We start from the raw sequence: 21,864 nt of genomic DNA, 5'->3' as shown, positions 1-21,864 counted from the left end.
ACTAAGTCCAACTCACCACGTCATGCCCGGCCTTGTGCCGGGCATCCACGTCTTGCAGCGGACGCATGAAAGAACGTGGATGGCCGGGACGAGCCCGGCCATGACGAATTGAGAGTTGAAACGCTGCCTTCGAAAGAAAAATGCCCGGCGCGAGGCCGGGCATTTGGGTTTGGGACAATGCGCCGAGATTATTTCTCGGTCTTGTAGGACTGGTTCTTGGCGATCGTCGTCCAACGGCCGTCCTTGATCTGGCCGATCACCGCCGCCGAGACGCCGAGGTGGTTGTCCTTTGAGAAGCTGATCGGGGCGCCGCCGAAAATGTCATCGAAGGTCTCGCCGGATTCCAGCGCGGTCATCAGCGACTCGGTGGTGAGCGTCTTGCCAGCCTTTTTGGCGAAATGCGCGAACACCATCACGCCGTTGTAGCCGGCGGTCGACTGCTGGTTGGCATCGATGCCGAACATCTTCTTGTAGTCCTCGATGAACTTCTTGACCTCGCCGGTGGCGGTGTCGGCGTAGAAGATCTCGGTCTGGCCGACGCCATAGATGCCTTCGGTGGTTTCCTTGCCGAGCTGCGGAAAATCCGGCACGTAGCTCGGCGATGACACCACGAAGGTCGGCTTCCAGCCGAGCTTCTGCGCCGCCGTGGTGATGCCGACCGACTCGCGCACCACCGAGCCGAGCGCCACCATGTCACAGCCATCTGCCTTCATCCGCGCGACCTGCGAATTGAAGTCGGTGGCGCCGCGCTTGAACGACACCATCGTGGCGCTCGGGATGTTCATCGCCTTGAGCTGGTCGGTGTAGGCGTCGGTGAAGTTCTTGCCCATCTCGTCGTCCTGATAGACGATGCAGGGCTTCTTGGGCTGGGTCTTCTCGATGACGTATTTGATGCCCAGCCGCATCGTGTCGTAGTAAGGGCTGAACATGTTGAACTTCAGCCGATCTTCCGGCTTGGCCGGATCCATCTTGAAGGTGAATTCGGCGGCGGTGATCGGAAACAGGTGAAGCAGGCCCGCTGACTGCACCAGCGGCATCGGCGCCAGCGTGGTGGCGGAACCCATTGCCGATACGATCGCGAACACCTTGTCGAGTTCGATCAGCTTCTGGGTGATCAGCACCGCCTTCTTCGGATCATAGCCGTCGTCCTCGTTGACCAGCCGGATCTTGCGGCCGTTGATGCCACCGGCATCGTTGATCTGCGCGATCGCCAGCTTCATGCCGTTGGTGGCCGGCACGCCCCAGGCCTTCAGCGGCCCGCTGAGATCCATGTGGGTGCCAATCACGATCTCGCTGTCGGTGACACCCTGGGTCTTGAACTGCGCGAGGGCGGGCTGGGCGCCGAGGCCGATCAGCGCCGCGGCGGCGAGCATCGGCAGAGTGCTGGACTTCATGGTTTCGCTCCCTCTCTGTGTTGTTTGCTTTGGAGTTTCTTAGTGCGCGCCGGCGACGGACCGGCGTTTGGTGTCGGCGTCGCCGTCGTCGCCTTTCAGCAGATGCCGCCGCAGCGTTCCCGACGGCGCGAGCGCGGCATCGCCCGGGCGCAGCGCGCGCTCGATCAGCGTGAAATGCTCGATGCGGATCGCGGTGTGGCGGCGGTTGACGTCGGCGATGGCCTCGCCGACCAGCGCGCGGATCTCGTCCGCCTGGCATAGGCTCTGGAAGTGCGTGAACGGAATGCCGCGGTCCTGTGCGTAGCGGACCGCGTGGTCGCTATCGAGCAGCACCCGCGCCACGGCGCGGCCGGCGGCGTCGAGATACACGAAGGCATCGGCGATGTAGGGCGATGCGCTGAGCGCCTGCTCGGCAGCGAACGGCAGCACGCGCTCGCCGCCCCGCTGCAGCACGTCCTCGAGCCGGCCGACGATCGCGTAGCGCTCGGCCCCGTCGCGGCGGGCAATATCGCCGCTGCACCACCAGCCATCGCGATGCGTGGCGGGCGCGGTGTCGCCCGCATAGCCGAGAAACAGTGCGTCGCCGCGCAGCCAGAGCTCGTCATAGTCGCCGAGCTTCCACTCCATCACGTGATGATCGGCGATCCGCACCGCGCCGCCAGCTTCGGCATGCCCATAGACATCCGTCAACGGCCGGCCGAGCGCAGCGAACCAATCGGCCACATCGGGCCGCAGCGCCGCGCCGCTCGACAGGCACAACCGTGCGCGGCAAAGGCCGAGGCGTCGCCGGATCGGCGCCAATACCAAGGGATCGGTGACGAGGCGTAGTGGCGAGCCGCCACGGCCACGGGCGAACGCGATGCGGCAAGCCCAGCGCTGAAACTTCGTGGTTTCGCCGATCGCCAGCATGATGCCGGCGTGCAGCCTGGCGAATAGCTGCGGCGAAGCCTGCACGATGGTCGGCTGCAGTTCGGCGAGGTCGGCCAGCGCCGTGTCCGGACTTTCCGGAAAATTGATCACCGTGCCGGCGAGCAGCGAGGCGTAGATGCCGACGACCCGCTCCAGCACGTGGTGCAGCGGCGTCAGCGACAGCCGCTCATCGCTGGCACGCAATCCCAGCGCCTGCTTCGCCCGCTCGGCCTGCACGATCACCGCATCATGGCCGAGGATCGCCCCGCGAACCGGGCCAGTGCTACCGGAGGTGTAAATGATCACGGCCTCGCGGCCTGCCGTTCCCGAGGCGCCGTCCCGTCCCGCGGCTTCGAGTGCCGACAGCGGGATCACGCCGGGATCACCGGCGCCCTCGTCCCACTGTTGATGCATTGCGACGATGCGCCGGAGCGACGGGCAGCGCTCGCGGACGCCGAGCGCCTTGTGCAGTTGGTCGTCGCCGGCGACGAACAACACGCTCACCTTGCAGTCGCCGAGCACGCGCGCGAGGTCATCTGCATCGCCATGCGGATCGAACCCGGCGGAGACACCGCCGGCGGCGCCGATCGCCAGATCCGCCAGCACCCACTCGTAACAATTGTCGCCCATCACCGCGCCGACCGAACCGGGGCCGACGCCTTGGGCGCGCAGGCCGGCGGCGATCGCCTCGATGCGATCCGCGAATTGCCGGCCGCTGACCGGCTGCCACAACCCGTATCGCTTCCAGCGCAACACCACGGCATCGCCGTGCTGGCGCAGCGCCGCGATGACGCGGCCCGCCAGCGTGGTCGTGTCAGTGCCGCTTGCCATGTCCGCCCTGTCCGTGGCCGAGATAAAATTCCCGGATCTGATCCGATTGCATCAAGTTGGCGCAGGTGTCGTGCTTCACCACCCGGCCGACCTCGAGCACATAGCCATAGTGTGCGGTCTCCAGCGCCATCCGCGCGTTCTGCTCGACCAGCAGGATCGAGACGCCCTCCTCGGCATTGAGTCGCCGGATGATCGCGAAGATCTCCTTCACTAAGAGCGGCGACAGGCCGAGCGACGGCTCGTCGAGCAGCAGCACCTTAGGCCGCGCCATCAGCGCGCGGCTGATCGCCAGCATCTGTTGCTGGCCACCGGAGAGCTGACCGGCCAGTTGATCCTGGCGCTCGCGCAGAACCGGGAAGTAATTGAATGCCTTCTCGATGTCGGCGGCGACCTCGTGCTGATCGGTGCGGATGTAGGCGCCCATCTTGAGATTGTCGCGGACGCTGAGGAACGGGAAGATCTCGCGCCCCTCCGGCACGTGGCTGATGCCGAGCCGCACCACCTTGTCCGGCTCCATCGACTGGATGTTGCGGCCTTCGAATTCGACCGTGCCTTTCAGCGGATCGAGAACGCCGGAGATCGTCTTCAGGATGCTGGTCTTGCCGGCACCGTTGGCACCGAGCACGGTGACGATCTGGCCACGCATCAAATCGAGGGTGATGCCCCGGATCGCGGTGATCGGGCCGTAGCAGCTTTCAATATTGGCAAGCCGTAAGATCGGCTGGGCGCTCATCGATCAGGCTCCCAGATAGGCGGCGACGACATCGGGATGGTTCTGCACCTCATCGGACGTGCCGAGCGCCATCATCCGCCCGTAGTTCAGCGCCAGCACGCGATCCGACACGCGGCTGACCAATGACATGTCGTGCTCGACCATGAGTACGGTGATACCGAGTCGGTTATTGATCTCGAGGATCCACTCCGCCATCGCGTTGGTCTCCTCGACGTTGAGGCCGGACGACGGCTCGTCGAGCAGCAGCAGCTTCGGGCCGACGCACAGCGCGCGGGCGACCTCGATCACCTTGCGGACGCCGTATGGCAGGCTGCCGATCGGCGTGTCGCGGTAGCGCTGCAGGCGCAGCACGTCCATCACCTCCTCGGCCGCGCGGCGATGCGCGATTTCCTCGTCGCGGACCTTCTTCAGCCGCAGGACGTCCTGCCAGGTCGAGGTGGTGGAATGGCGGTGGCGGCCGACCAGCAAATTGTCGAGCGTGGAAGCACTCTCGAACAGCTCGATGTTCTGGAAGGTGCGGGCGATGCCGCGGCCGGCGATCTGCTGCGCCGACAACCGCGTGACGTCCTCGTCGCGAAAGATGATGTGCCCCGCATAGGGCGTGTAGAGGCGGCTGATCAAATTGAACAGCGTGGTCTTGCCGGCACCGTTGGGGCCGATGATGGTAAAGACCTCGCCCTCGGCGATATCGAAGGAGACGTCGTCGACGGCGGTGAGACCGCCGAATTTAACCGTGAGCTTGTCGACCTTGAAGAACGTGCTCACCGGTTGCGCTCCGACTTCAGGAACATCCGCTGGGCGCGCGCGCTCGTCGGCCGATACAGCGGGAACTGTCGGAAATACGACTTCACTCGGGCCCAGCGACCGTCGAGGCCCATCGGCTCGAAGATGATGAACAGGATGATGATCAGGCCGAAGATCAGCGACTTCAGCCCCGGCGCGCCGGCGACGCGGACCACGCCGGCCTGGATCGCATCGGTGAGCTGATCCGACAGCCCCACGCCCTGCATCGCCCCGAGCGTCAGTTGCGGCACCTTGTCCTTCACCACGATCAGGATCGGATCGACGATGATCATGAAAATCGCGCCGAACACCGCGCCGCGCAGGCTGAGCACGCCACCGATGATGATGATCATGACGAATTCGATCGACATCGACAGGCTGAACATTTCCGGGCTGATGAACGACAGCTTGTGCGCGTAAAGCACGCCGGCAAGGCCAGTAAACGCTGCGGAGATCGCGAACGCGCGCGTCTTGTAGCGCGCGGTGTCGATGCCCATGCTGCGCGCCGCGGTTTCGCTGTCGCGGATCGCCAGGAAGGCGCGCCCGGTCGGCGACCGCAGGATGTTGATCGCGGCGAGGATCACCACCACGGTGACGCCGAGGCAGAGATAATAGAAGCCCTGCGCGCCGAGCTTGAGCCCGAAGAGCGAGGGCGCACCGAGCATCAAGCCTTCGTTGCCGTTGGTGACGCTCTCCCAGCGGGTGACGATCTCTTCGACGATGAACGCGAACGCCAGTGTGGCGATCGCCAGATAGATCCCGTGAAGCCGTAGTGCCGGAAGTCCGACCAGATAGCCGATCAGCCCAGTGAAACCGCCGGCCAGCACCAGATAGACCGGCAGAGGCAGGCCGTATTTCTCGGCCACCGCGGCGGAGTAGGCGCCGATCGCCATGAACGCGGCATGGCCGATCGACACCTGCCCGGCCTGGCCCGACAGCACGTTCATGGCGATGCCGACGATGGCGTAGATCAGCACGAACACGAGCTGGCTGAGATAATAGGATTCCAGCACATAAGGCGCGGCGATCAGCGCCGCGACCAGGACGGCGTACCAGAACGCGGCGTTCTTCGACGGGAACAGCTGCTCGCTCTGCGCGTAGCTGGTTCGGACGTGCGCGCTCATCCTCAGACCTTCTTCAGCGCGTTGCTGCCGAACAGGCCCTGCGGCCGCCACAGCAGCACCGCGAGCAGCACGATGTAGGCCGCGACGTCCTTGAACCCTTCCGGCAGATAGAAGCCCGACAGCGATTCCACGATGCCGATGGTGATGCCGCCGGCGAGCGCGCCGGGGATGCTGCCGAAGCCGCCGAGCACGGCGGCCGGGAACGCCTTGATGCCGAGGAAACCCAGATTGGCGTGGATGAAGGTGATCGGCGCCAGCAGCACGCCGGCGCAGCAGGCGACGATCGCACTCAGGCTCCAGATCAGCGAGAACATCCGCTTCACCGGAATGCCCATGTAGTAGGCCGCCAGCATGTTCTGGGACGTCGCCTGCATGGCGATGCCGATCTTGGTGAAGCGGAAGAAAGCGTACAGCACGGCGCACAGCAGCGCGGTGGCAACAATGATCGACAGGCTGTCCTGCGACAGCACCAAGCCGCCAAGCTGGATCACGCCGCCGGTGAACGGCGTCTCGATCCGCAAATCGTCGGTGCCCCAGATGATGCCAACCAACGAGCGGATGACGAGACCGAGCCCGATCGTCGCCATCACGATCGAGAACTGCGGGTACCCGAGGATCGGCCGCACCACCAGCCGCTCCATCGCGGCGCCGAGCACCGCCATGCTGACCACACAAAGCAGGAAGCCGAACCAGTAGTTCAGCCCGAGTGTGGCGATGAAGGTGAACGACAGAAACGCGCCGAGCATCATGATTTCGCCCTGCGCAAAATTGACGACTTCGGTCGCCTTGTAGATCAGCACGAAGCCGAGGGCGATCAAGCCGTAGACGCAGCCGAGGGCAATCCCGCCGATCACCTGCTGGACGAAATCGAGCATTTCTTCCCCGTGTGGTTCTTTGCAAACCACATTTATTGCGGCCGACATTGATTGCCGGTCAGCGTGACTGAGCGTTCCGTCACGCGTTGATCGCGCTCGGCTTACTCAATCAGTTAATTAAAGTTAGATCGACACGCGCCTGTCAAGGCGCGTGTCGATTACTTTTATGCTGCATCGCAAAGGCGCGATGACGTTCGGGAATCAACCGATCAGATGTTTCGCTGATCTTTGACCCGCACCGCCTTGCCCTGCGAACGGGGAACTTCGCCAGGTGCTTTCACCGACACCTTGCAGGTGACGCCGATCAGCGACTTGATGTGATGGGTCACTTCGGCGGCTTTCTTGGCGCGGGCCTCGTCGTCGGACGGCGCGCCGGGCGCGACTTCGACTTCGACCGTCATGGCGTCGAGCGCCTTCTCGCGGGTCAGTACGATCTGGTAGTGCGGCGCGATGCCGGGGAAGCCGATCAGCACCGACTCCACCTGCGACGGATAGACGTTGACGCCGCGGATGATCAGCATGTCGTCGTCGCGGCCGGTGACACGCATGATCCGCAGATGGGTGCGGCCGCAGGCGCAGGGCTCGGTGTTCAGGCTGGTGATGTCGCGGGTGCGATACCGGATCATCGGCAGCGCTTCCTTGGTGAGCGTGGTGATCACCAGTTCGCCGACCGAGCCCATCGGCAGCACCTGCAGCGTTTCCGGATCGATGGTCTCGAACAGGAAGTGATCTTCCCAGCCGTGCAGGCCGTTCTGCGCGACATGGCATTCGCAGGCCACGCCCGGTCCCATGATTTCCGACAGGCCGTAGACGTCGACCGCCTTGATGCCGAGCCGCGCCTCGAGATCGCGGCGCATCGCGTCGCTCCACGGCTCGGCGCCGAACAGGCCAACCCGCAGCGGCGCGCCGCGCAGGTTGATGCCCATCTGCTCGGCGACTTCGGCGATGTTCAGCGCGTAAGATGGCGTGCAGCACAGCACATTGGCGCCGAAATCGACGATGAGCTGCACCTGCCGCTCCGTGCCGCCACCGGAAGCCGGCACCACGGTGCAGCCGAGCCGCTCGGCGCCGTAATGCGCGCCGAGGCCACCGGTGAACAGGCCGTAGCCATAGGCGTTGTGGACGATGTCGTCCGGCGACGCGCCTGCACCGACCATCGACCGCGCCATCAGGTTCGCCCAGTTGTCGAGATCGGTCTTGGTGTAGCCGACCACGGTCGGCTTCCCGGTCGTACCCGACGAGGCATGGATGCGCGGCATCTGATTGCGCGGCACCGCGAACATGCCGAAAGGATAGTTGTCGCGCAGGTCGGTCTTCTTGGTGAAGGGAAACTTCGCGAGGTCGGCCAGCGAGGTCAGATCCGCAGGCTTGACGCCGGCTTCGTCGAAGCTCTTGCGATAGTGCGGAACGTCCCGATACGCCCGCTCGACAATCTTTCGCAGCCGTTCGAACTGCAGCGCCGCGAGCTGCGGCCGTGGCATGGTCTCGATGGCGCGGTCGTGCATATAGACGGTCTGTTCGCGCAATGCGGGCTGGGCGCTCATCGAAGCAATCCTTTGTCAGAAAATCAGGAGGCCGCCGCGACGGCAGGCGTCTTGGCCAGCGCGTAGCCGGCGGCCAGCGCATCCATGTTGAGGTCAAGGAAGCCGCGCGGCGACGACGCACGCACCACCTGCTCGACCGACTTGTGCTTGCAGATGCCGGACAACTCGATCAGCACGCCGAGCGCTACGATGTTGGTGACGCGTTCGCTGCCGAGTTCGATCGCGGTGCGGCTAAGCGGCAACGGATAGCGCTTGAACCGTCCGCCTTCCGGCAGTTCCGGGCACAGCCGGACGTCGGAGATCACCAGCGCGCCGGCCTTAAGCTTCGGCCAGGATGGCTTGATGGCGATTTTGTCGAGCAGCACCAGATGGTCGAACTCAATCGGCAGCGGATAGTCGACCTCACCATGAGCGACGACGAGGTCGGCGTTACAGAAACCGCCGCGCGAGGTCGGCTCGTAGGTCTGCGACTGCGCGACGTGACGGCCTTCCAGCGCCAGCGCGTCGGCCAGCAGCTTGGCGCTGAGCAACAGGCCCTGGCCGCCGGTACCGCCGAAGCGCAGTTCGATGCGGGATGTCGACATGGCTGATCTCCCCGTCACTTGCCGGCGCGTGCGGCGGCAGCGGCGCGCAGGGCCGCGCCGTATTCCGGCCGGTTGTTCTGAGCCAGAATGCCGGTCGGCAGATCGGTCGAACGGAACGGCTCGTCGACGCTGTCACGATAAGCGCTCGGGCGCATCTCGCTCTTCTGCCGCATCACCATCTCGGCCGAGGAGCCCATGTCGTTCTTGCGGCCGTAAACCTCGGTGCAGTCCGACACCACTTCAACGAAGGCAAAGCCCGGATGCTGCAGCCCGGCCTTGATCAGCTCTTTCAGCTTCGGCACGTGCCGGGTGACTTCGCGCCCGACGAAGCCGGCGCCGGCGGCGGTTGCGAGCGCACATGCGTCGAAGTTTGGCTCGGAATTGCCATACGGCGTGGTGGTGGTGAGCCGGGTCTCCGAGGTCGTCGGCGACACTTGGCCGCCGGTCATGCCGTAGATCTCGTTGTTGAGCATCAGGCAGGTGAGCTTGAGATTGCGGCGGCAGGCGTGGATCAGATGATTGCCGCCAATCGCCAGGCAGTCGCCGTCGCCGGTGATCACCACGACGTGCAGGTCGGGCCGGGCGAGAGCAAGCCCTGTCGCATAGGCCAACGGGCGCCCGTGCGTGGTGTGGAAGGTGTTGGCGTCGATATAGGCCGACAGCCGTCCGGCGCAGCCGATGCCCGACACCACGGCGAGCTTGTCGCGGTCGATGTTCAGCTCATGGATCGCCCACAGCAGCGCGCGCAGCGCCATGCCGTGGCCGCAGCCCGGGCAGAGAAAGTGCGGCATCATCTCCTTGCGGAGATAATCGCGGACGTCGAAATGCGGCGCGTCGCGGAACATCTCAGACCTCCGAAGCGAGCTTGGTAGCGGCGGCTGCGATCTGCGCCGGCGTGATCGGTTCACCGCTGATCAGATGCAGGCCTTCAACGCGGCGGTCGCGGAGCTGGCGCTCGATCTCCAGCCGCAGCTGGCCGATGTTGAGTTCGGGCACCAGGATCGCCTTGGCGTTCTTGGTCGCCTCGCGCAGCGCAACTTCCGGGAACGGCCACAGCGTGACCGGACGGAACAGCCCGACCTTCTTGCCTTCGGCGCGGCAGGCATCGACGGCACGGCGGGCCGCGCGAGCGCTGATGCCGATCGCAACGATCACCACCTCGGCGTCTTCGCAGCGAACGGCCTCAAAGCTATCGATCAAGTCGCGATGACGATCGAGCTTGGCATAGAGCCGGCCGAGATTGCGGATCACCGTCTCCGGATCCTGGCTCGGGAATCCGGTCTCGCTATGGGTCAGGCCGGTGGTGTGGGTGCGATAGCCGTCACCTGGACGCGGCATCGGCGGCACCAGATCGGCATCTGCCGCATAGGGCTTGTAAGCTTCGCGCGGGCCACTCGCCCATTTGCGCGTCGCGTGCACCGAAGTGCGGCCGCCGAGCGCCACAGTCTCCGACGACTGCGCGATCACCTGGTCGTACAGCAGGATCACCGGCGTGCGGCACAGCTCGGCAAGATCGAAGGCGCGAATGGTCTCGTCGTAGATCTCGCGCGCCGACGCCGGCGCCAGCACGATCATCGGATAATCGCCGTGGCTGCCGTAGCGGGTCTGGAAGATGTCGGCCTGCGACGGCCGCGTCGGCATGCCGGTCGACGGGCCGCCGCGCATCACGTTGACGATCACGCAGGGAATCTCGGCACCGGCGGCGTAGCCGATGTTCTCCTGCTTCAGCGAGAAGCCGGGGCCGGAGGTCGCGGTCAGCGATTTGACGCCGCCCATCGAGGCGCCGACCACCGCCGCCATCGCGGCGATCTCGTCTTCCATCTGGATGAATACGCCGCCGGCGGCCGGCAGCATGGTTGACAGCCGCTCCGCGATTTCCGACGACGGGGTGATCGGATAGCCGGCGAAGAACTTGCAGCCGGCGTCGATCGCGCCCTGGGCGCAGGCGGCATTGCCGGACAGCAGCTTGGCGGCGGCAGCTTTTGGGACGTGACGATCCGGCGCGTTCATTGCGCGGCCTCCATCGCGGGCGCTTCAGTGTCGAGATGAACGCGGATCGCAAAGTCCGGGCACAGCCATTCGCACAACCGACAGCCGGTGCATTTCTCCGGCGCCACCAGTTCGACCACGCGATCGGCGTTGAGCTTCAGGCAGCGCTCTGGGCAGAGCTTGACGCAGATCTCGCAGCTCTTGCACCAAGCGTCGGTGATCTCGAGGCGCGGCCGATAGGGCGTATGCGCCGGCACGGACGCAGGCGCCGCATCCGCGGTCGCCGGCTCGCTCTTGGCATCCGCAATCCAATTACGGCCGAGTTCGAATGCGGCGGAGTTCACCGCGATGGTCTTCTTCGGCACGAACGCTGTGACGGTCTTTTCCCATTCCGGCAGCGCGAATTCGAGCACCGTCGACAGCGCGCCGAGCAGCACCACGTTGGCGGCGCGCTCATTGCCGAGCTCTTCGGCCATCTTGGTGGCGTCGATCGCGTACGCCTCCGACACGTAGGCCGCGACCTGCTCGGCAGTCTCGGTCGAATAGCGCATCGGCGCGCCGAGACGACGGCTAAGGCAGGCGAACGGCGGCACGATCCGCTTTGTGTCGCAGATGAACACGCCGGTGTCGCGCTTCAGATGCGGCAGCCAGCGCAGCCCCTCGGCCCATTCCAGCGCGATCAGCACGTCGGCTTCGCCCTTGGCGATGGTCGGCGACCACACACGCGGCCCGAACCGGACGTGGCTGAACACAGTGCCGCCACGCTTGGCCATGCCGTGCACTTCGCTCTGCTTGACCTCGTAGCCGTGTGCCTGCGCCAGTGACGCCAGAACCTTCGACACCATGATGACGCCCTGGCCACCGACGCCGACGATCAGCACGTTGGTGGGCTCCGCCAATGCTGCGTTGAACGCCACCGGCTCGCTGTCCGCATTCACTGCGATGTTGCTCTGCTCGTTCATTGCGTCACCGCCGGGGTCGCGATCTTGATGCAGTCGATGGTGCAGACCTGGGCGCACAGCGTGCAGCCGATGCACAGCGCCGGGTCGATCTTCACCCGATGCCGCCCCTCGAACCATTCGTCGCTCCAGGTCAGCGCCGGGCAGCCGAGATTCATGCAGGACTGACAGGCGGTGCACTGGCTGGTGATGACTTCCAGCGGCGGGCCCTTGATCTTGATTGGATCGAGCACGCACGGCCGGTTCGAGATCAGCACCGCGACGCCGCGATAATTGATCGCCTCGCGCAGCGCCTGATGGGTGGCTGCGAGGTCGTAGGAGTCGACCTTCTTCACCCATTTGACGCCGCACGCCTTGATCAGCGCTTCATAGTCGACCTGCGGCGCGGGTTCGCCGCGTAGTGTCTTGCCCGTGCCGGGATGCTCCTGGCCGCCGGTCATCGCCGTAATGTGGTTGTCGAGCAGCACCACCGCGATGTTGGCCTGATTGTAGACTGCATCGATCAGTGCCGGCAGGCCGGCATGCAGGAAGGTGGAGTCGCCGATGGTGGCGACCACCGGCTTGGCCTCGCCGGCCTTCGCCATGCCGATGGCGTTGCCGATCGAGGAGCCCATCGCCACGCAGGTGTCGATACCGCGCAAGGGGTCGAGCACCGCCAACGTGTAGCAGCCGATGTCGCCGGCAACGCGGGCGCCGGAGGCGCGCACTGCCAGGAAGCTCGACGTATGCGGGCAGCCGGCGCAAAGTACCGGCGGACGCACCACCGGTTCCGGCACCCAGGCGTTGTACGACGGCGGCGCCGGCAGCAGGCCGGCCTGCACGAACCCGGCGCGAACCACCTCGGGCGAGAACTCGCCGGCGCGCGGGAACAGCCGCTTGCCCTCGACCTTGATGCCGAGCGAGGCGACCTCTTTCTCGATGATCGGCTCGAGCTCCTCGACCACGAACACCTGATCGACCGAGGCGCAGAATTCACGCAGCAGCGTGTCGGGCAGCGGCCAGGACGCACCGAGCTTCAGCACGGTGGCATTCGGCAGAACTTCGCGAAGATAAGGATAGCAGGTGCCGGCGGTGACGACGCCGAACTTGGTATCGCCCTTCTCGACCCGGGTAATGTCGGCGGCGGCGAGATAGTCCTTCAGCTTGGCCTCGCGCTCGAGCACGAACAGATGCCTACCGCGGGCGTGCGCCGGAATCATCACGTTCTTCGACGGCCGCTCCAGGAAGACGCGCGCCGGCACTTCGACGCGCTCGCCCACCGACACCGTGCTGCGGGTGTGCGACAGACGCGTGGTGCTGCGTACGATCACCGGGGTGTCGAACTGCTCAGAAATCTCGAACGCCAGCTTGGTGAAGTCGTAGGCTTCCTGCGCGTCGCTCGGCTCCAGCACCGGGATACTGGCGAGCTGGCCGTAGATCCGACTGTCCTGCTCGTTCTGCGACGAGTGAATGCCCGGGTCGTCGCAAACAATCAGCACCAAACCGCCGTTCACGCCGATGTAGGTCGCGGTCATGAACGCGTCGGCAGCGACATTGAGGCCGACATGCTTCATCGCACACAGTGCGCGGCTCCCCGCGAACGACGCGCCCATCGCGACGTCGAGCGCGACCTTCTCGTTGGTCGACCACTGCGCGTGCAAATCCTCGACCGGATAGGTCGCAAGATTCTCAAGAACTTCAGTGCTAGGCGTACCAGGATAAGCAGCGGCGACACGAACGCCCGCTTCCCAGGCGGCACGCGCAATCGCTTCGTTACCGGTAAGCGGGCGAAGCTCCTTGGCTTCGCTCTTCAAGGCGGTGGCGGCTTGCCAAGGTGTATGCATCACGAGCTCCCCCCAAGCGCACGCCGCTGCGGCGATTAGAACTGCTGTAAAGGGGCTCTCTTTCCCAAATTTACCTTCGGTCGTATTTGCGCTAAGTCAACGGGCCTGCCAGTTATCTGACGGCGTGATCACTAAGCGCTGGCGTTTGCAGGAGTGCTTTTGTGCTGAGTCAATTCTGTGCAGTGCAGCGACGATTACTGCTACGCAAGAGCGGGTCGCGACGGCGATCGCGTGGATAGTTGGACTTTAGACGAACAGTGAGGACGGCATGACGACGACGGCTCCGGACAACGTCCAGAACACCCCGGCTCCGAGCAAACCGGCGCCGGAGCGCGGGCCGGACAAACACGTCGAAGCGCGGATGGCCCGGATCGAAGCCGCGGTGCAGCGCATTCAGCTCGTCATCGTCATGGGCGTCGGCGTCGGCGCGATCCTGTGGTGCCTAGACCTCGCCACGCAATTGATGCCGTTCCCGCCGTCGGCCGCTTGGTATTATGGCGGCCAGGCGATCGCGGCCCTGATCGGCATGGGCATTGCATATGCGGTGGCCAAGCTGATCGGCTACCCGTTGGAGGTGCTGAGGCGGGCCTGACCGGCAGTTGCGGTGCGTGTGGGGCGACTGCGCGACGCGGCGTCATCGGCGCGTAAATCTGCTAGGATACCGCGGGCGGTCATCTTCTTCGTCCGCGTGGGACAATATGCGTCGAGTTCTCAAGAAGCGTACGGCCAAGCCGGGCACCGGCCCGGCCCACGATATCGTTCTGTCGCAAAATGCCGGCAGCGCCGAGGCATTCCGGGCGATTGCGACCGAATTGCTACGCCTGACCGCCGCGCAGCAACCGAAGGTGCGACGCCGCGATCCGACCGGCGTGCACCAGATGCGGATCGCGCTGCGGCGCATGCGCGCAGCGATCTCGGTGTTCGGCGAGCTGATCGAAGGGCGCGACACCCAGCGGTTGAAGCGTGAGCTGAAGTGGCTCGCTGGACGGCTCGCCCCGGCGCGTGACCTTCATCTCCTGGAAGTCAAAATCAAGAGCGCGCAACTTGGAACCGGCTCACCGGCGTTCCTGAAGCGGCTCGGCTCCGACCGCGGCGCAGCCTTCGCCAGCGCCAGCGCCACCGTCGAGCTGCAGCGCTTCCGCAAGCTGATGAGCGACCTGCAACGCTGGATCGACGCCGGAGAGTGGACCAGGGGCGCAAACGGCGCGGAACGCCCGTCGGCCGCCGAGTTCGGCCAACAGGTGTTGGCCCGCCGCGCCCGCAAGCTCAACAAGCGCCTGGAGAAGCTGGAGCAGCTCGACGACGAGGAGCGGCATCAGGTCCGGATCGCCGCCAAGAAGCTGAACTACGCAATCGGCTTCTTCGAAAGCCTGTTCGACGGCAGGACGGGCAAGCGGCTGGAACGGTTCAGGAAGCACCTGAAGAAGCTGCTCGACGCGCTCGGCGCCCTCAACGACGTCGCTGTGCACCGCAAACTCGCCGGCAAATTCAGCCGCCGGGCCACGGCGAAGCTCGATCCCGACGCCGCCCGGCAGCTCGCAGACCTTGATGATGTCGAGATCCGACAACAGATGAAGGCGGCCGCCAAGGCCGCCGCCAAGCTTGCAGAGGATCCGCTTTTCGGCGATTGACGGCGATCGAGCCGCGCTGAAGGACACGATGCAGCCAGATCCCCACCCTCTCGTCGAGGCGGCGACCAGCACCTCGCGCTTCGCAGTGACGCGGCGCTGGCTGGCGCGGGTCTCCGAATGGTCGGCCAAGGCGACGTTCAGGATCAAGCGTGGCACCCCGGCGGTGACGATCGCCGAACTCGGCAAGAGCTGGGAACTGACCGACGCCCAACGCGACTCCCTGCTGCAGCTCGGCGAGACCAAGCCGGGCGCGGCGTTCATCGACGAGAAGGTCGGCAACATCAACCGCGCCGCGTTCCACCGCTCGGCCTTCGTGCTGAACGCGGCGACGCATCTGATCTTCGTAGACCTCGCCGCGCAGCTGTTGCTGTCGGTGTGGGAATTAAAGGCGGTGCTGGTCGCGCTCAACCTGTTGCTGGCGCTGATCGCGCATTTCCAGATGCGGGAGAATTATCGCGCTCTGATCGCCGGACCACGGCAGTTGCCGAAGAAACGCCGGCTGCTCGGGCTGCTGCGCAATCCGCGCTACAACAAGGCGGTGAAGAAGAGTTCGCGCCCCTACGCGCGCAGCGCCTGGAAAGAGCAGACGCTGTACCGCACCGCGTATTTCGCCAACGCGGTGATCATCTTCCTCGGCTCGCAGTTCATCCTGCCGGCGGAGCGGCTGATCTTCCCGTTCGGATTCCTGATCGGCAAGATCACCGGACTGATCACCACCATCGTGGTGTTCTTCGACGGCTGGCGCGGCATCCGCGCCGGCGACGATGCCCGCCTCGCGCGCGAGCGCGAGGTCTCGGTGTATCGCAACCTCAAAATCTGAGCGCGGAGCCGCGCTCTCGATGAGCGTAAATCAGTGACGGCACATCAATGATGCGCCGCTTCGGTCTTGCCCCAGGTCAGGAACAGGCCGATGTCGCCGGGGATGCCGTCGGGGAAATCGACCACGCGGGCCTGCAGAACGAAGCCGTGCGGGCGTAGCTCCGACTTCCACCGCAGGTAAATGTCGGCGGCCATGCCGCGCAGCGTCGACGGCCATTCGGGATCGGGCGCATTCACGGCGCGGCCGTGATCGGTGCACAGCTCTGCCGGAAACCGCAGCAGCAGGCTTTCCTGCTCGCCCTTCTTGGCGGCGGATCGGGCGTTGCGCAGCAGCTTCTGCCAAGTCTCGTCGGTCAGATGCGACGCCAGCATGTCGCTGGCGAGACGGTGGTGCTTTTCGTCGGCCAGCTCCTTGGCATGCTTTCGCTTCTCGTCTTCCTCGTGCTCGTGCTCGAGCCCCAGCTCGCGGAACGCTGAGGCGGAGAGATCGTCGGCCGCAGGATCATGCGGCGGCGGAGCCGGCGGCGCGACGGGACGGCTCAGTGCCGCGAGCTTGTCGGACGGCGTCGGCCAGGCGTTCGGATCGTCGTGCACAGGATCAGCTCCGGTGTGGTTGAGCCCAGTCATGGTCTTGAGCAGGTCGGCGCGGCTGACGATGCCGACGATGTGGCCAGCGCGCACCACCGGCACCCGCTTGATCCGCTTCTCGACCAACAGGTCGGCGATGTCGGCGAGCGCCGTGGTCTCTTCGACCGTCACCACCGGACCGACCATGACATCCTTGGCGGTGCGGGTATCGGACTTCAGGAAGCGGACGTAGTCGGGATGCACCGCCTCGCCTTCCGACAGCATCTGCAGCCACCAATCGTGACGCGCCTCGCGATCGCTATCGGCGCGCGGCATCAGGTCGCCTTCGCTGACGATGCCGAGCGGCACACCGGCGCCGTCGACCACCGGCACGGCGCTGATGCCGTGCTTGAGCAGCGTCTCGGCGATGGCGTGGACGGGCGTGTCGGGCTGCACCGTCACGATGGCGGTGGTCATCACGTCTGCTGCCTTCATGGGAATCTCTTCGAACGTTGCGGGCTATCGAATGATATGCGGCGTCTATGGCGGTCTGATGCGCGATCTACGCGCAACGGCCTTGCGGCCGCACAGCGGGCTTTTGCGAATCTCCGTCAAGCAACCGCCATATTCCGCAGTGCGCTACGCTTCGGGAAGCAGGCTGTTCGGCATTGATCGCGGTCGATCGACGCAGACTCCGCAGGCCGCGCCGGGCATTGGACATTCGACCATAGGGAAAGCCGGTCCGCACTCGGCAAATGACGAGGTGTTAATCGTCAACCCTAACAAATTGCGACGCTTTCTGCCGCGATGACGTCACGCCCTCTGCCGTGCTACACCTCGACCAACGGCGCCTCAACGGTTTTGACATACCTCAACGCACCGTTGCATATGCGTGTTCATTTGATTTTCGACAATGCAGCTTGCGGCAGGCGAAACCTATACACCTCGCGCCGGCCTGCCCTGAATGGAAAGACGTAACATGGAGTATCTCTCCGCGCTCGGTCCACTGCTGATACTCATGTTGTTCGGTGGTGGCCTCGTGATCGCAGCGTATCTCACCTTCGACGATATGCGTTCCCGTGGCGGTTCGTTCGATGCCACTTCTTTCATCACCTCGATCCGCTCGACGGTCGATCGCGTCCGCGCACTGCCGCCGACGACGCTGATCATGATCGGGGCGGTCGTGGTTGCGGCCCTGTTCGTCTATCTGGTGTCGGCGAGCGGCTACTATGCCCGCCCGGCCGCCGTGGAAACCAGCGCCGCCCCGGCGGCGGTCGAGACCGCCGCGACGCCGGCCCCCGAAGCCGCGGCGCCCGCTCCGGCGGCGAAGGCTGCTCCGGCACCCGCGCCTGCCACCAAGGCTCCGGCCGCCGACAAGCAGGCCGCTGCTGCGGCCCCGGCAGCGATCGCCGCGGTGCGTAACGTCACATCGACCAGTTGTGCCTCGGACGGCTGCCCGGTGACCTGCGCTGCCAACGAGACCCTGACCTCGGCCTATTGCGTCAACGGCGGCGCCGCCAAGCTCGCCGATCAGCTCACGGTCAAGGACGGCTCGGTGACGGCGAAGTGCAGCCCGAGCGCCAGCGCCATCAAGGTCGCCTGCGCCCGCAAGTGATCGAGAGGCGCGCCCGATCCGCATCGGGACAGCACCCCGCCAATCGAGCCCGGCTTCGTGCCGGGCTTTTTGTTGCGCGGAGCTAGAGCACTTCATCGATTGATTGAAGCGGATTTGGCCCTTGCCAAGGGTCGTAACGTTCTCATCTTGAGAACCCGACTGCAAATGCGGGCAGTGAAATCAAGCACTCTTCGTTTCAACCCGTCATGCCCGGCCTTGTGCCGGGCATCCACGTCTTTCAGCGAAAACAGCAAGCAAGGCGTGGATGGCCGGGACGAGCCCGGCCATGACGAAACTAATCGTCAATTGAACGGCTCATGAAAGCCTTTGAATTTGCCGCCCGCATTTCCTCGCGCCCCTTCTGAAGAACGCGTAGGCCGGCATGGCGCACGCCGCAATCTCTGGCTGATGTCGATCCGTCGTCAAGCGGATACCTGACGATCCTCCGCGAGCTGTGCAAGCTCCGCACAGCAAAGCGCCGCCCTGCTGGATGCAGGACGGCGCGATGATGTTTCGACGAATGATGCGGGCTTAGCGCTCGCTTAATCGCCCTGCTTGTCGATGTTCCAGAACACCGGGGTCGCCGGGCCGTGAACGATGCCGGAGAGCTCCTTGCGCCACACGCTCGGCGCGGTGTACTGGCCGAGCGGAATGTAGATCACCTGCTCATAGACTTCCTTCTGGATCTCTTCGGCGATCTTCTTTTGCTCGTCCGGCGAGTTGGCGCGGACGAACTTGTCGCGCAGCTCCTCGACCTTGGCGTCCTCCGCCCAGCCGAACCAGCCGCCCTTCTTGCCCTGACCGCCGACCGAAACGTTGGCGACCGGATTGAGAATGTCGGGGCCGGCCCAGTTGGTGAAGAACATATTCCAGCCGCCTTCGCTCGGCGGCTTCTGGCTGGCGCGGCGCGACACCACGGTCTGCCAGTCGGTGGCCTGGACGTCGACCTTGAAGCCGGCGTCACGCAGCAACTGAGCAGCGACGATCGGCTGCGCCTTCAGCGTCACCACGTCGCCGGGCGCCATCAGCGCGATCGGCGTGCCATCGTAGCCGGATTCGGCGAGCAGCTTCTTGGCCTCGGCCATGCCGTTGCCCTTGACCAGCGTCTCGGAGCCGACGTCGGTCTCGAGCGGCGTGCCGCAGCCGAACACGGCGCCACAGATCTTGTAGTACTTCGGATTGCCGACCAGCGCGTCGAGCACCGGCTTCTGGCTCATCGCCAGGAAGGCGGCGCGGCGAACCTTGGGATTATCGAACGGCGGATGCAGGAAGTTCATCCGGCCGAGAGTCTGGAAGCCGAGCGGGCTCAGCGTGTCAATCGTCAGCTCCTTGTCCTGCGCCAGCACCGGCAGCAAGTCGAACGACGGGTTCTCGATGAAGTCGATGTCACCCGACTGCAGGGCGTTCACCGCCGTCTGCGCGTCCGGCATCGTGATCCACTCGACGCGGTCGACCTTCACGACCTTGCCGCCCGAGGTCCAGTCCGGCGCCTCTTTGCGCGGAATGTAGTCGGGGTTCTTCACGTACACCGCCTTGACGCCGGGCTGGAATTCGGAGGCCACGAACTTGAACGGGCCGGAGCCGATCTGCTCTGGGATCGGCTTGTCGGCCGGCGTCTCGGCGATCCGCTTCGGCATCATGAACGGCACCAGCGACGACGGCTTGCCGATCGATTCCAGCACCAGCGCGTAGGGCTCCTTCAGCTTCAGCGTGATGGTCTTGGGGTCGGTGGCTTCGAGGCTGGCGGTGAACTGCATCAGCTTCTGGCCCATGCCGTCCTTCTGGCCCCAGCGTTTCAGCGAGGCGACGCAGTCCTCCGCGGTGACCGGGGTGCCGTCGTGCCACTTCAGTCCGTCGCGCAACGTGAACGTGTAGGTCAGCTTGTCGTCTGAAACTTTGTAGTCCGCCATCTGCGGCTGGACCTTGAACTTGGAGTCCATCGCCAGCAGCGTGTCGTACACCATATAGCCGTGGTCGCGGGTAATGTAGGCGGTGGTCAGGCCGGGATCGATGATACGCAGGTCGGAATGCATGACGGCGCGGATCGTCTTGGCATCGACGGCCGCCGGCAGCGTCAACGATGCCGCGAGCGCGAACGCCGGCACAGCGATTTTCGACGCGACGACCGAGCGCATCCAACGCGGTGGATGGAACATTCGATTTCTCCTGACTTGAAACTGATCAGTCACAGATGATTGCTTGTGCAGGGCAGTAAGAGTCCGGGCGCGGTGCCACGCGATCAGCGCATTGCCACACCCTGATAATCGAGACTTGCACCAAGTGTGCCAAGCGTCAATCATCCGGCTCGCCGCTGCCGGTGCTCGGCCGTGTAGTGGGGAGCGAAATCTTTCGCTTTACAAAGCCGCCGGTAATCAGTCTCGTAAAGCCACCCAACAGAGAGTGCGCAATGAACCCAGCAAATCTCCCATTCGATTCCGATACGATGCTGCAAGGCCTGCGCGCCTGGGTTGAATGTGAGAGCCCGACCTGGGACACCGCCGCGGTGGAGCGCATGCTCGATCTTGCAGCGCGGGAGATGGCGATCATGGGCGCGACAATCGAGCGCATCGCCGGCCGCCAGGGTTTCGCCGGTTGTGTCCGCGCGCGCTTTCCGCATCCCAAGCAAGGCGAGCCCGGCATCCTGATCGCCGGTCATCTCGACACCGTGCATCCGGTCGGCACGCTGTCGAAACTGCCGTTCCGCCGCGAGGGCAACAAGGCGTTCGGCCCCGGCATCTTCGACATGAAGGGCGGTAACTACCTGACGCTGGAAGCGATCAAGCAGCTCGCGCGCGCGTCGTTCACGACGCCGCTGCCGATCACGGTGCTGTTCACGCCCGACGAAGAAGTCGGGACGCCGTCGACCCGCGACATCATCGAAGCCGAAGCGGCGCGCAACAAATACGTGCTGGTGCCGGAGCCCGGCCGCCCAGACAACGGCGTCGTCACCGGACGCTACGCGATCGCGCGATTCAACCTGGAGGCGATCGGCAAACCGAGCCATGCCGGCGCGACGTTGTCGTCGGGCCGTTCCGCAATACGGGAAATGGCCAAGCAGATCCTGGCGATCGATGCGATGACCACGGAAGACTGCACCTTCAGCGTCGGCATCGTCCACGGCGGCCAATGGGTGAATTGCGTCGCCACCACCTGCACCGGCGAAGCGCTCAGCATGGCCAAGCGTCAGGCAGACCTCGACCGCGGCGTCGACCGCATGCTGGCGTTGAGCGGCAGCAGCAGTGACGTCACCTTCAAGGTGACGCGCGGCGTCACCCGCCCGGTGTGGGAGCCGGATGCCGGCACCATGGCGCTTTACGAAAAGGCCCGCACGGTCGCGTCCCAGCTCGGCGTCAGCCTGCCGCACGGTAGCGCCGGCGGCGGCTCCGACGGCAACTTCACCGGCGCGATGGGCATTCCGACGCTTGATGGCCTCGGTGTGCGCGGCGCAGACGCGCACACGCTGAACGAGCACATCGAGGTCGACAGCCTCGCCGAGCGCGGTCGGCTGATGGTGGGCCTGCTCGCAACGCTGGAGTGAGCGCCCACCTGTGCAAATCAGACCGCACCGGCTTGCAGCCCTGGCACGGGACTTGCTGAACTCCGAGGGTGATTTCGACGGCATCAAGCGCAGGTGATGATGACGAACCGCATCTTCGGGATAAGTTTCGCTAATCGTCGATCCAA

Annotated in this window: 19 protein-coding genes; 5 read left to right on the top strand and 14 right to left on the bottom strand. The window is 64.9% G+C overall.

Features of this window, described 5'->3' with window-relative positions; translation table 11 throughout:
• Window positions 1-188: 188 nt before the first annotated feature.
• The 12 genes from HZF03_RS06245 to iorA form a co-directional block, all read right to left on the bottom strand.
• Window positions 189-1,394 carry an ABC transporter substrate-binding protein gene (locus tag HZF03_RS06245; protein WP_119019402.1) on the bottom strand — a complete coding sequence of 402 codons (1,206 nt, stop codon included), beginning with the start codon at window positions 1,392-1,394 and terminating at the stop codon, window positions 189-191.
• 39 nt (window positions 1,395-1,433) lie between these two features.
• The gene (locus HZF03_RS06240; RefSeq protein ID WP_119019403.1) at window positions 1,434-3,134 is read right to left on the bottom strand and encodes an AMP-dependent synthetase/ligase; all 1,701 of its coding nucleotides are present in this window, start codon (window positions 3,132-3,134) and stop codon (window positions 1,434-1,436) included.
• Complete coding sequence (locus HZF03_RS06235) at window positions 3,118-3,867, bottom strand: ABC transporter ATP-binding protein (RefSeq protein WP_119019404.1); 750 nt, start codon at window positions 3,865-3,867, stop codon at window positions 3,118-3,120. Before HZF03_RS06235 ends, HZF03_RS06240 begins: the two co-directional genes overlap by 17 nt.
• A gap of 3 nt (window positions 3,868-3,870) precedes the next feature.
• A complete protein-coding gene (locus HZF03_RS06230; RefSeq protein WP_119019405.1) occupies window positions 3,871-4,632 on the bottom strand; it encodes an ABC transporter ATP-binding protein in 762 nt (253 codons plus the stop codon).
• Entirely contained in the window at window positions 4,629-5,774 is a 1,146-nt protein-coding gene (locus tag HZF03_RS06225) for a branched-chain amino acid ABC transporter permease (protein WP_119019406.1), read from the bottom strand. The genes HZF03_RS06230 and HZF03_RS06225 overlap by 4 nt, the downstream gene beginning before the upstream one ends.
• A gap of 2 nt (window positions 5,775-5,776) precedes the next feature.
• Window positions 5,777-6,649: a branched-chain amino acid ABC transporter permease gene (locus tag HZF03_RS06220; protein WP_011156794.1), complete on the bottom strand. Its 873-nt coding sequence runs from the start codon at window positions 6,647-6,649 to the stop codon at window positions 5,777-5,779.
• Window positions 6,650-6,858: 209 nt separating this feature from the next.
• A complete protein-coding gene (locus HZF03_RS06215) occupies window positions 6,859-8,193 on the bottom strand; it encodes a phenylacetate--CoA ligase family protein (RefSeq protein ID WP_119019407.1) in 1,335 nt (444 codons plus the stop codon).
• 23 nt (window positions 8,194-8,216) lie between these two features.
• Entirely contained in the window at window positions 8,217-8,777 is a 561-nt protein-coding gene (locus tag HZF03_RS06210) for a 2-oxoacid:acceptor oxidoreductase family protein (protein WP_012494910.1), read from the bottom strand.
• Between the two features lie 14 nt (window positions 8,778-8,791).
• Window positions 8,792-9,622: a 2-oxoacid:ferredoxin oxidoreductase subunit beta gene (locus HZF03_RS06205; RefSeq protein WP_011156791.1), complete on the bottom strand. Its 831-nt coding sequence runs from the start codon at window positions 9,620-9,622 to the stop codon at window positions 8,792-8,794.
• 1 nt (window position 9,623) lies between these two features.
• Window positions 9,624-10,787: a 2-oxoacid:acceptor oxidoreductase subunit alpha gene (locus HZF03_RS06200; RefSeq protein ID WP_119019408.1), complete on the bottom strand. Its 1,164-nt coding sequence runs from the start codon at window positions 10,785-10,787 to the stop codon at window positions 9,624-9,626.
• The gene (locus HZF03_RS06195) at window positions 10,784-11,728 is read right to left on the bottom strand and encodes a 2-oxoacid:acceptor oxidoreductase family protein (protein ID WP_119019409.1); all 945 of its coding nucleotides are present in this window, start codon (window positions 11,726-11,728) and stop codon (window positions 10,784-10,786) included. Before HZF03_RS06195 ends, HZF03_RS06200 begins: the two co-directional genes overlap by 4 nt.
• A complete protein-coding gene (iorA, locus tag HZF03_RS06190; protein ID WP_119019410.1) occupies window positions 11,725-13,548 on the bottom strand; it encodes an indolepyruvate ferredoxin oxidoreductase subunit alpha in 1,824 nt (607 codons plus the stop codon). The genes HZF03_RS06195 and iorA overlap by 4 nt, the downstream gene beginning before the upstream one ends.
• A 268-nt stretch (window positions 13,549-13,816) precedes the next feature.
• On the opposite strand from iorA, the gene HZF03_RS06185 reads away from it, so the two are divergent.
• From HZF03_RS06185 to HZF03_RS06175, 3 genes are read left to right on the top strand one after another with little or no spacing between them, the layout of a single operon-like run.
• Complete coding sequence (locus HZF03_RS06185) at window positions 13,817-14,140, top strand: hypothetical protein (protein ID WP_011156787.1); 324 nt, start codon at window positions 13,817-13,819, stop codon at window positions 14,138-14,140.
• A gap of 16 nt (window positions 14,141-14,156) precedes the next feature.
• Window positions 14,157-15,179 carry a CHAD domain-containing protein gene (locus tag HZF03_RS06180; RefSeq protein ID WP_234832299.1) on the top strand — a complete coding sequence of 341 codons (1,023 nt, stop codon included), beginning with the start codon at window positions 14,157-14,159 and terminating at the stop codon, window positions 15,177-15,179.
• Window positions 15,180-15,207: 28 nt separating this feature from the next.
• Window positions 15,208-15,999, top strand: coding sequence for a hypothetical protein (locus HZF03_RS06175; RefSeq protein WP_104511942.1), 792 nt, complete (start codon window positions 15,208-15,210; stop codon window positions 15,997-15,999).
• A gap of 44 nt (window positions 16,000-16,043) precedes the next feature.
• On the opposite strand, the gene HZF03_RS06170 is transcribed toward HZF03_RS06175, so the two are convergent.
• The gene (locus HZF03_RS06170; protein ID WP_104511943.1) at window positions 16,044-17,060 is read right to left on the bottom strand and encodes a CBS domain-containing protein; all 1,017 of its coding nucleotides are present in this window, start codon (window positions 17,058-17,060) and stop codon (window positions 16,044-16,046) included.
• 484 nt (window positions 17,061-17,544) lie between these two features.
• Between HZF03_RS06170 and HZF03_RS06165 the strand changes: the two genes are divergently transcribed.
• Window positions 17,545-18,180, top strand: a complete 636-nt coding sequence (locus HZF03_RS06165) for a hypothetical protein (protein ID WP_012494905.1) — start codon at window positions 17,545-17,547, stop codon at window positions 18,178-18,180.
• Between the two features lie 542 nt (window positions 18,181-18,722).
• Here HZF03_RS06165 and HZF03_RS06160 read toward each other — a convergent pair.
• On the bottom strand, window positions 18,723-20,336 hold the full coding sequence (locus HZF03_RS06160) for an ABC transporter substrate-binding protein (RefSeq protein WP_012494904.1): 1,614 nt from the start codon (window positions 20,334-20,336) through the stop codon (window positions 18,723-18,725).
• 251 nt (window positions 20,337-20,587) lie between these two features.
• On the opposite strand from HZF03_RS06160, the gene HZF03_RS06155 reads away from it, so the two are divergent.
• Window positions 20,588-21,718, top strand: a complete 1,131-nt coding sequence (locus tag HZF03_RS06155; protein WP_119019412.1) for a M20/M25/M40 family metallo-hydrolase — start codon at window positions 20,588-20,590, stop codon at window positions 21,716-21,718.
• Window positions 21,719-21,864: the final 146 nt, after the last annotated feature.

The organism is Rhodopseudomonas palustris (assembly GCF_013415845.1).
GTDB lineage: Bacteria > Pseudomonadota > Alphaproteobacteria > Rhizobiales > Xanthobacteraceae > Rhodopseudomonas > Rhodopseudomonas palustris_F.
This window is presented reverse-complemented; position numbering and strand designations above follow the sequence as displayed.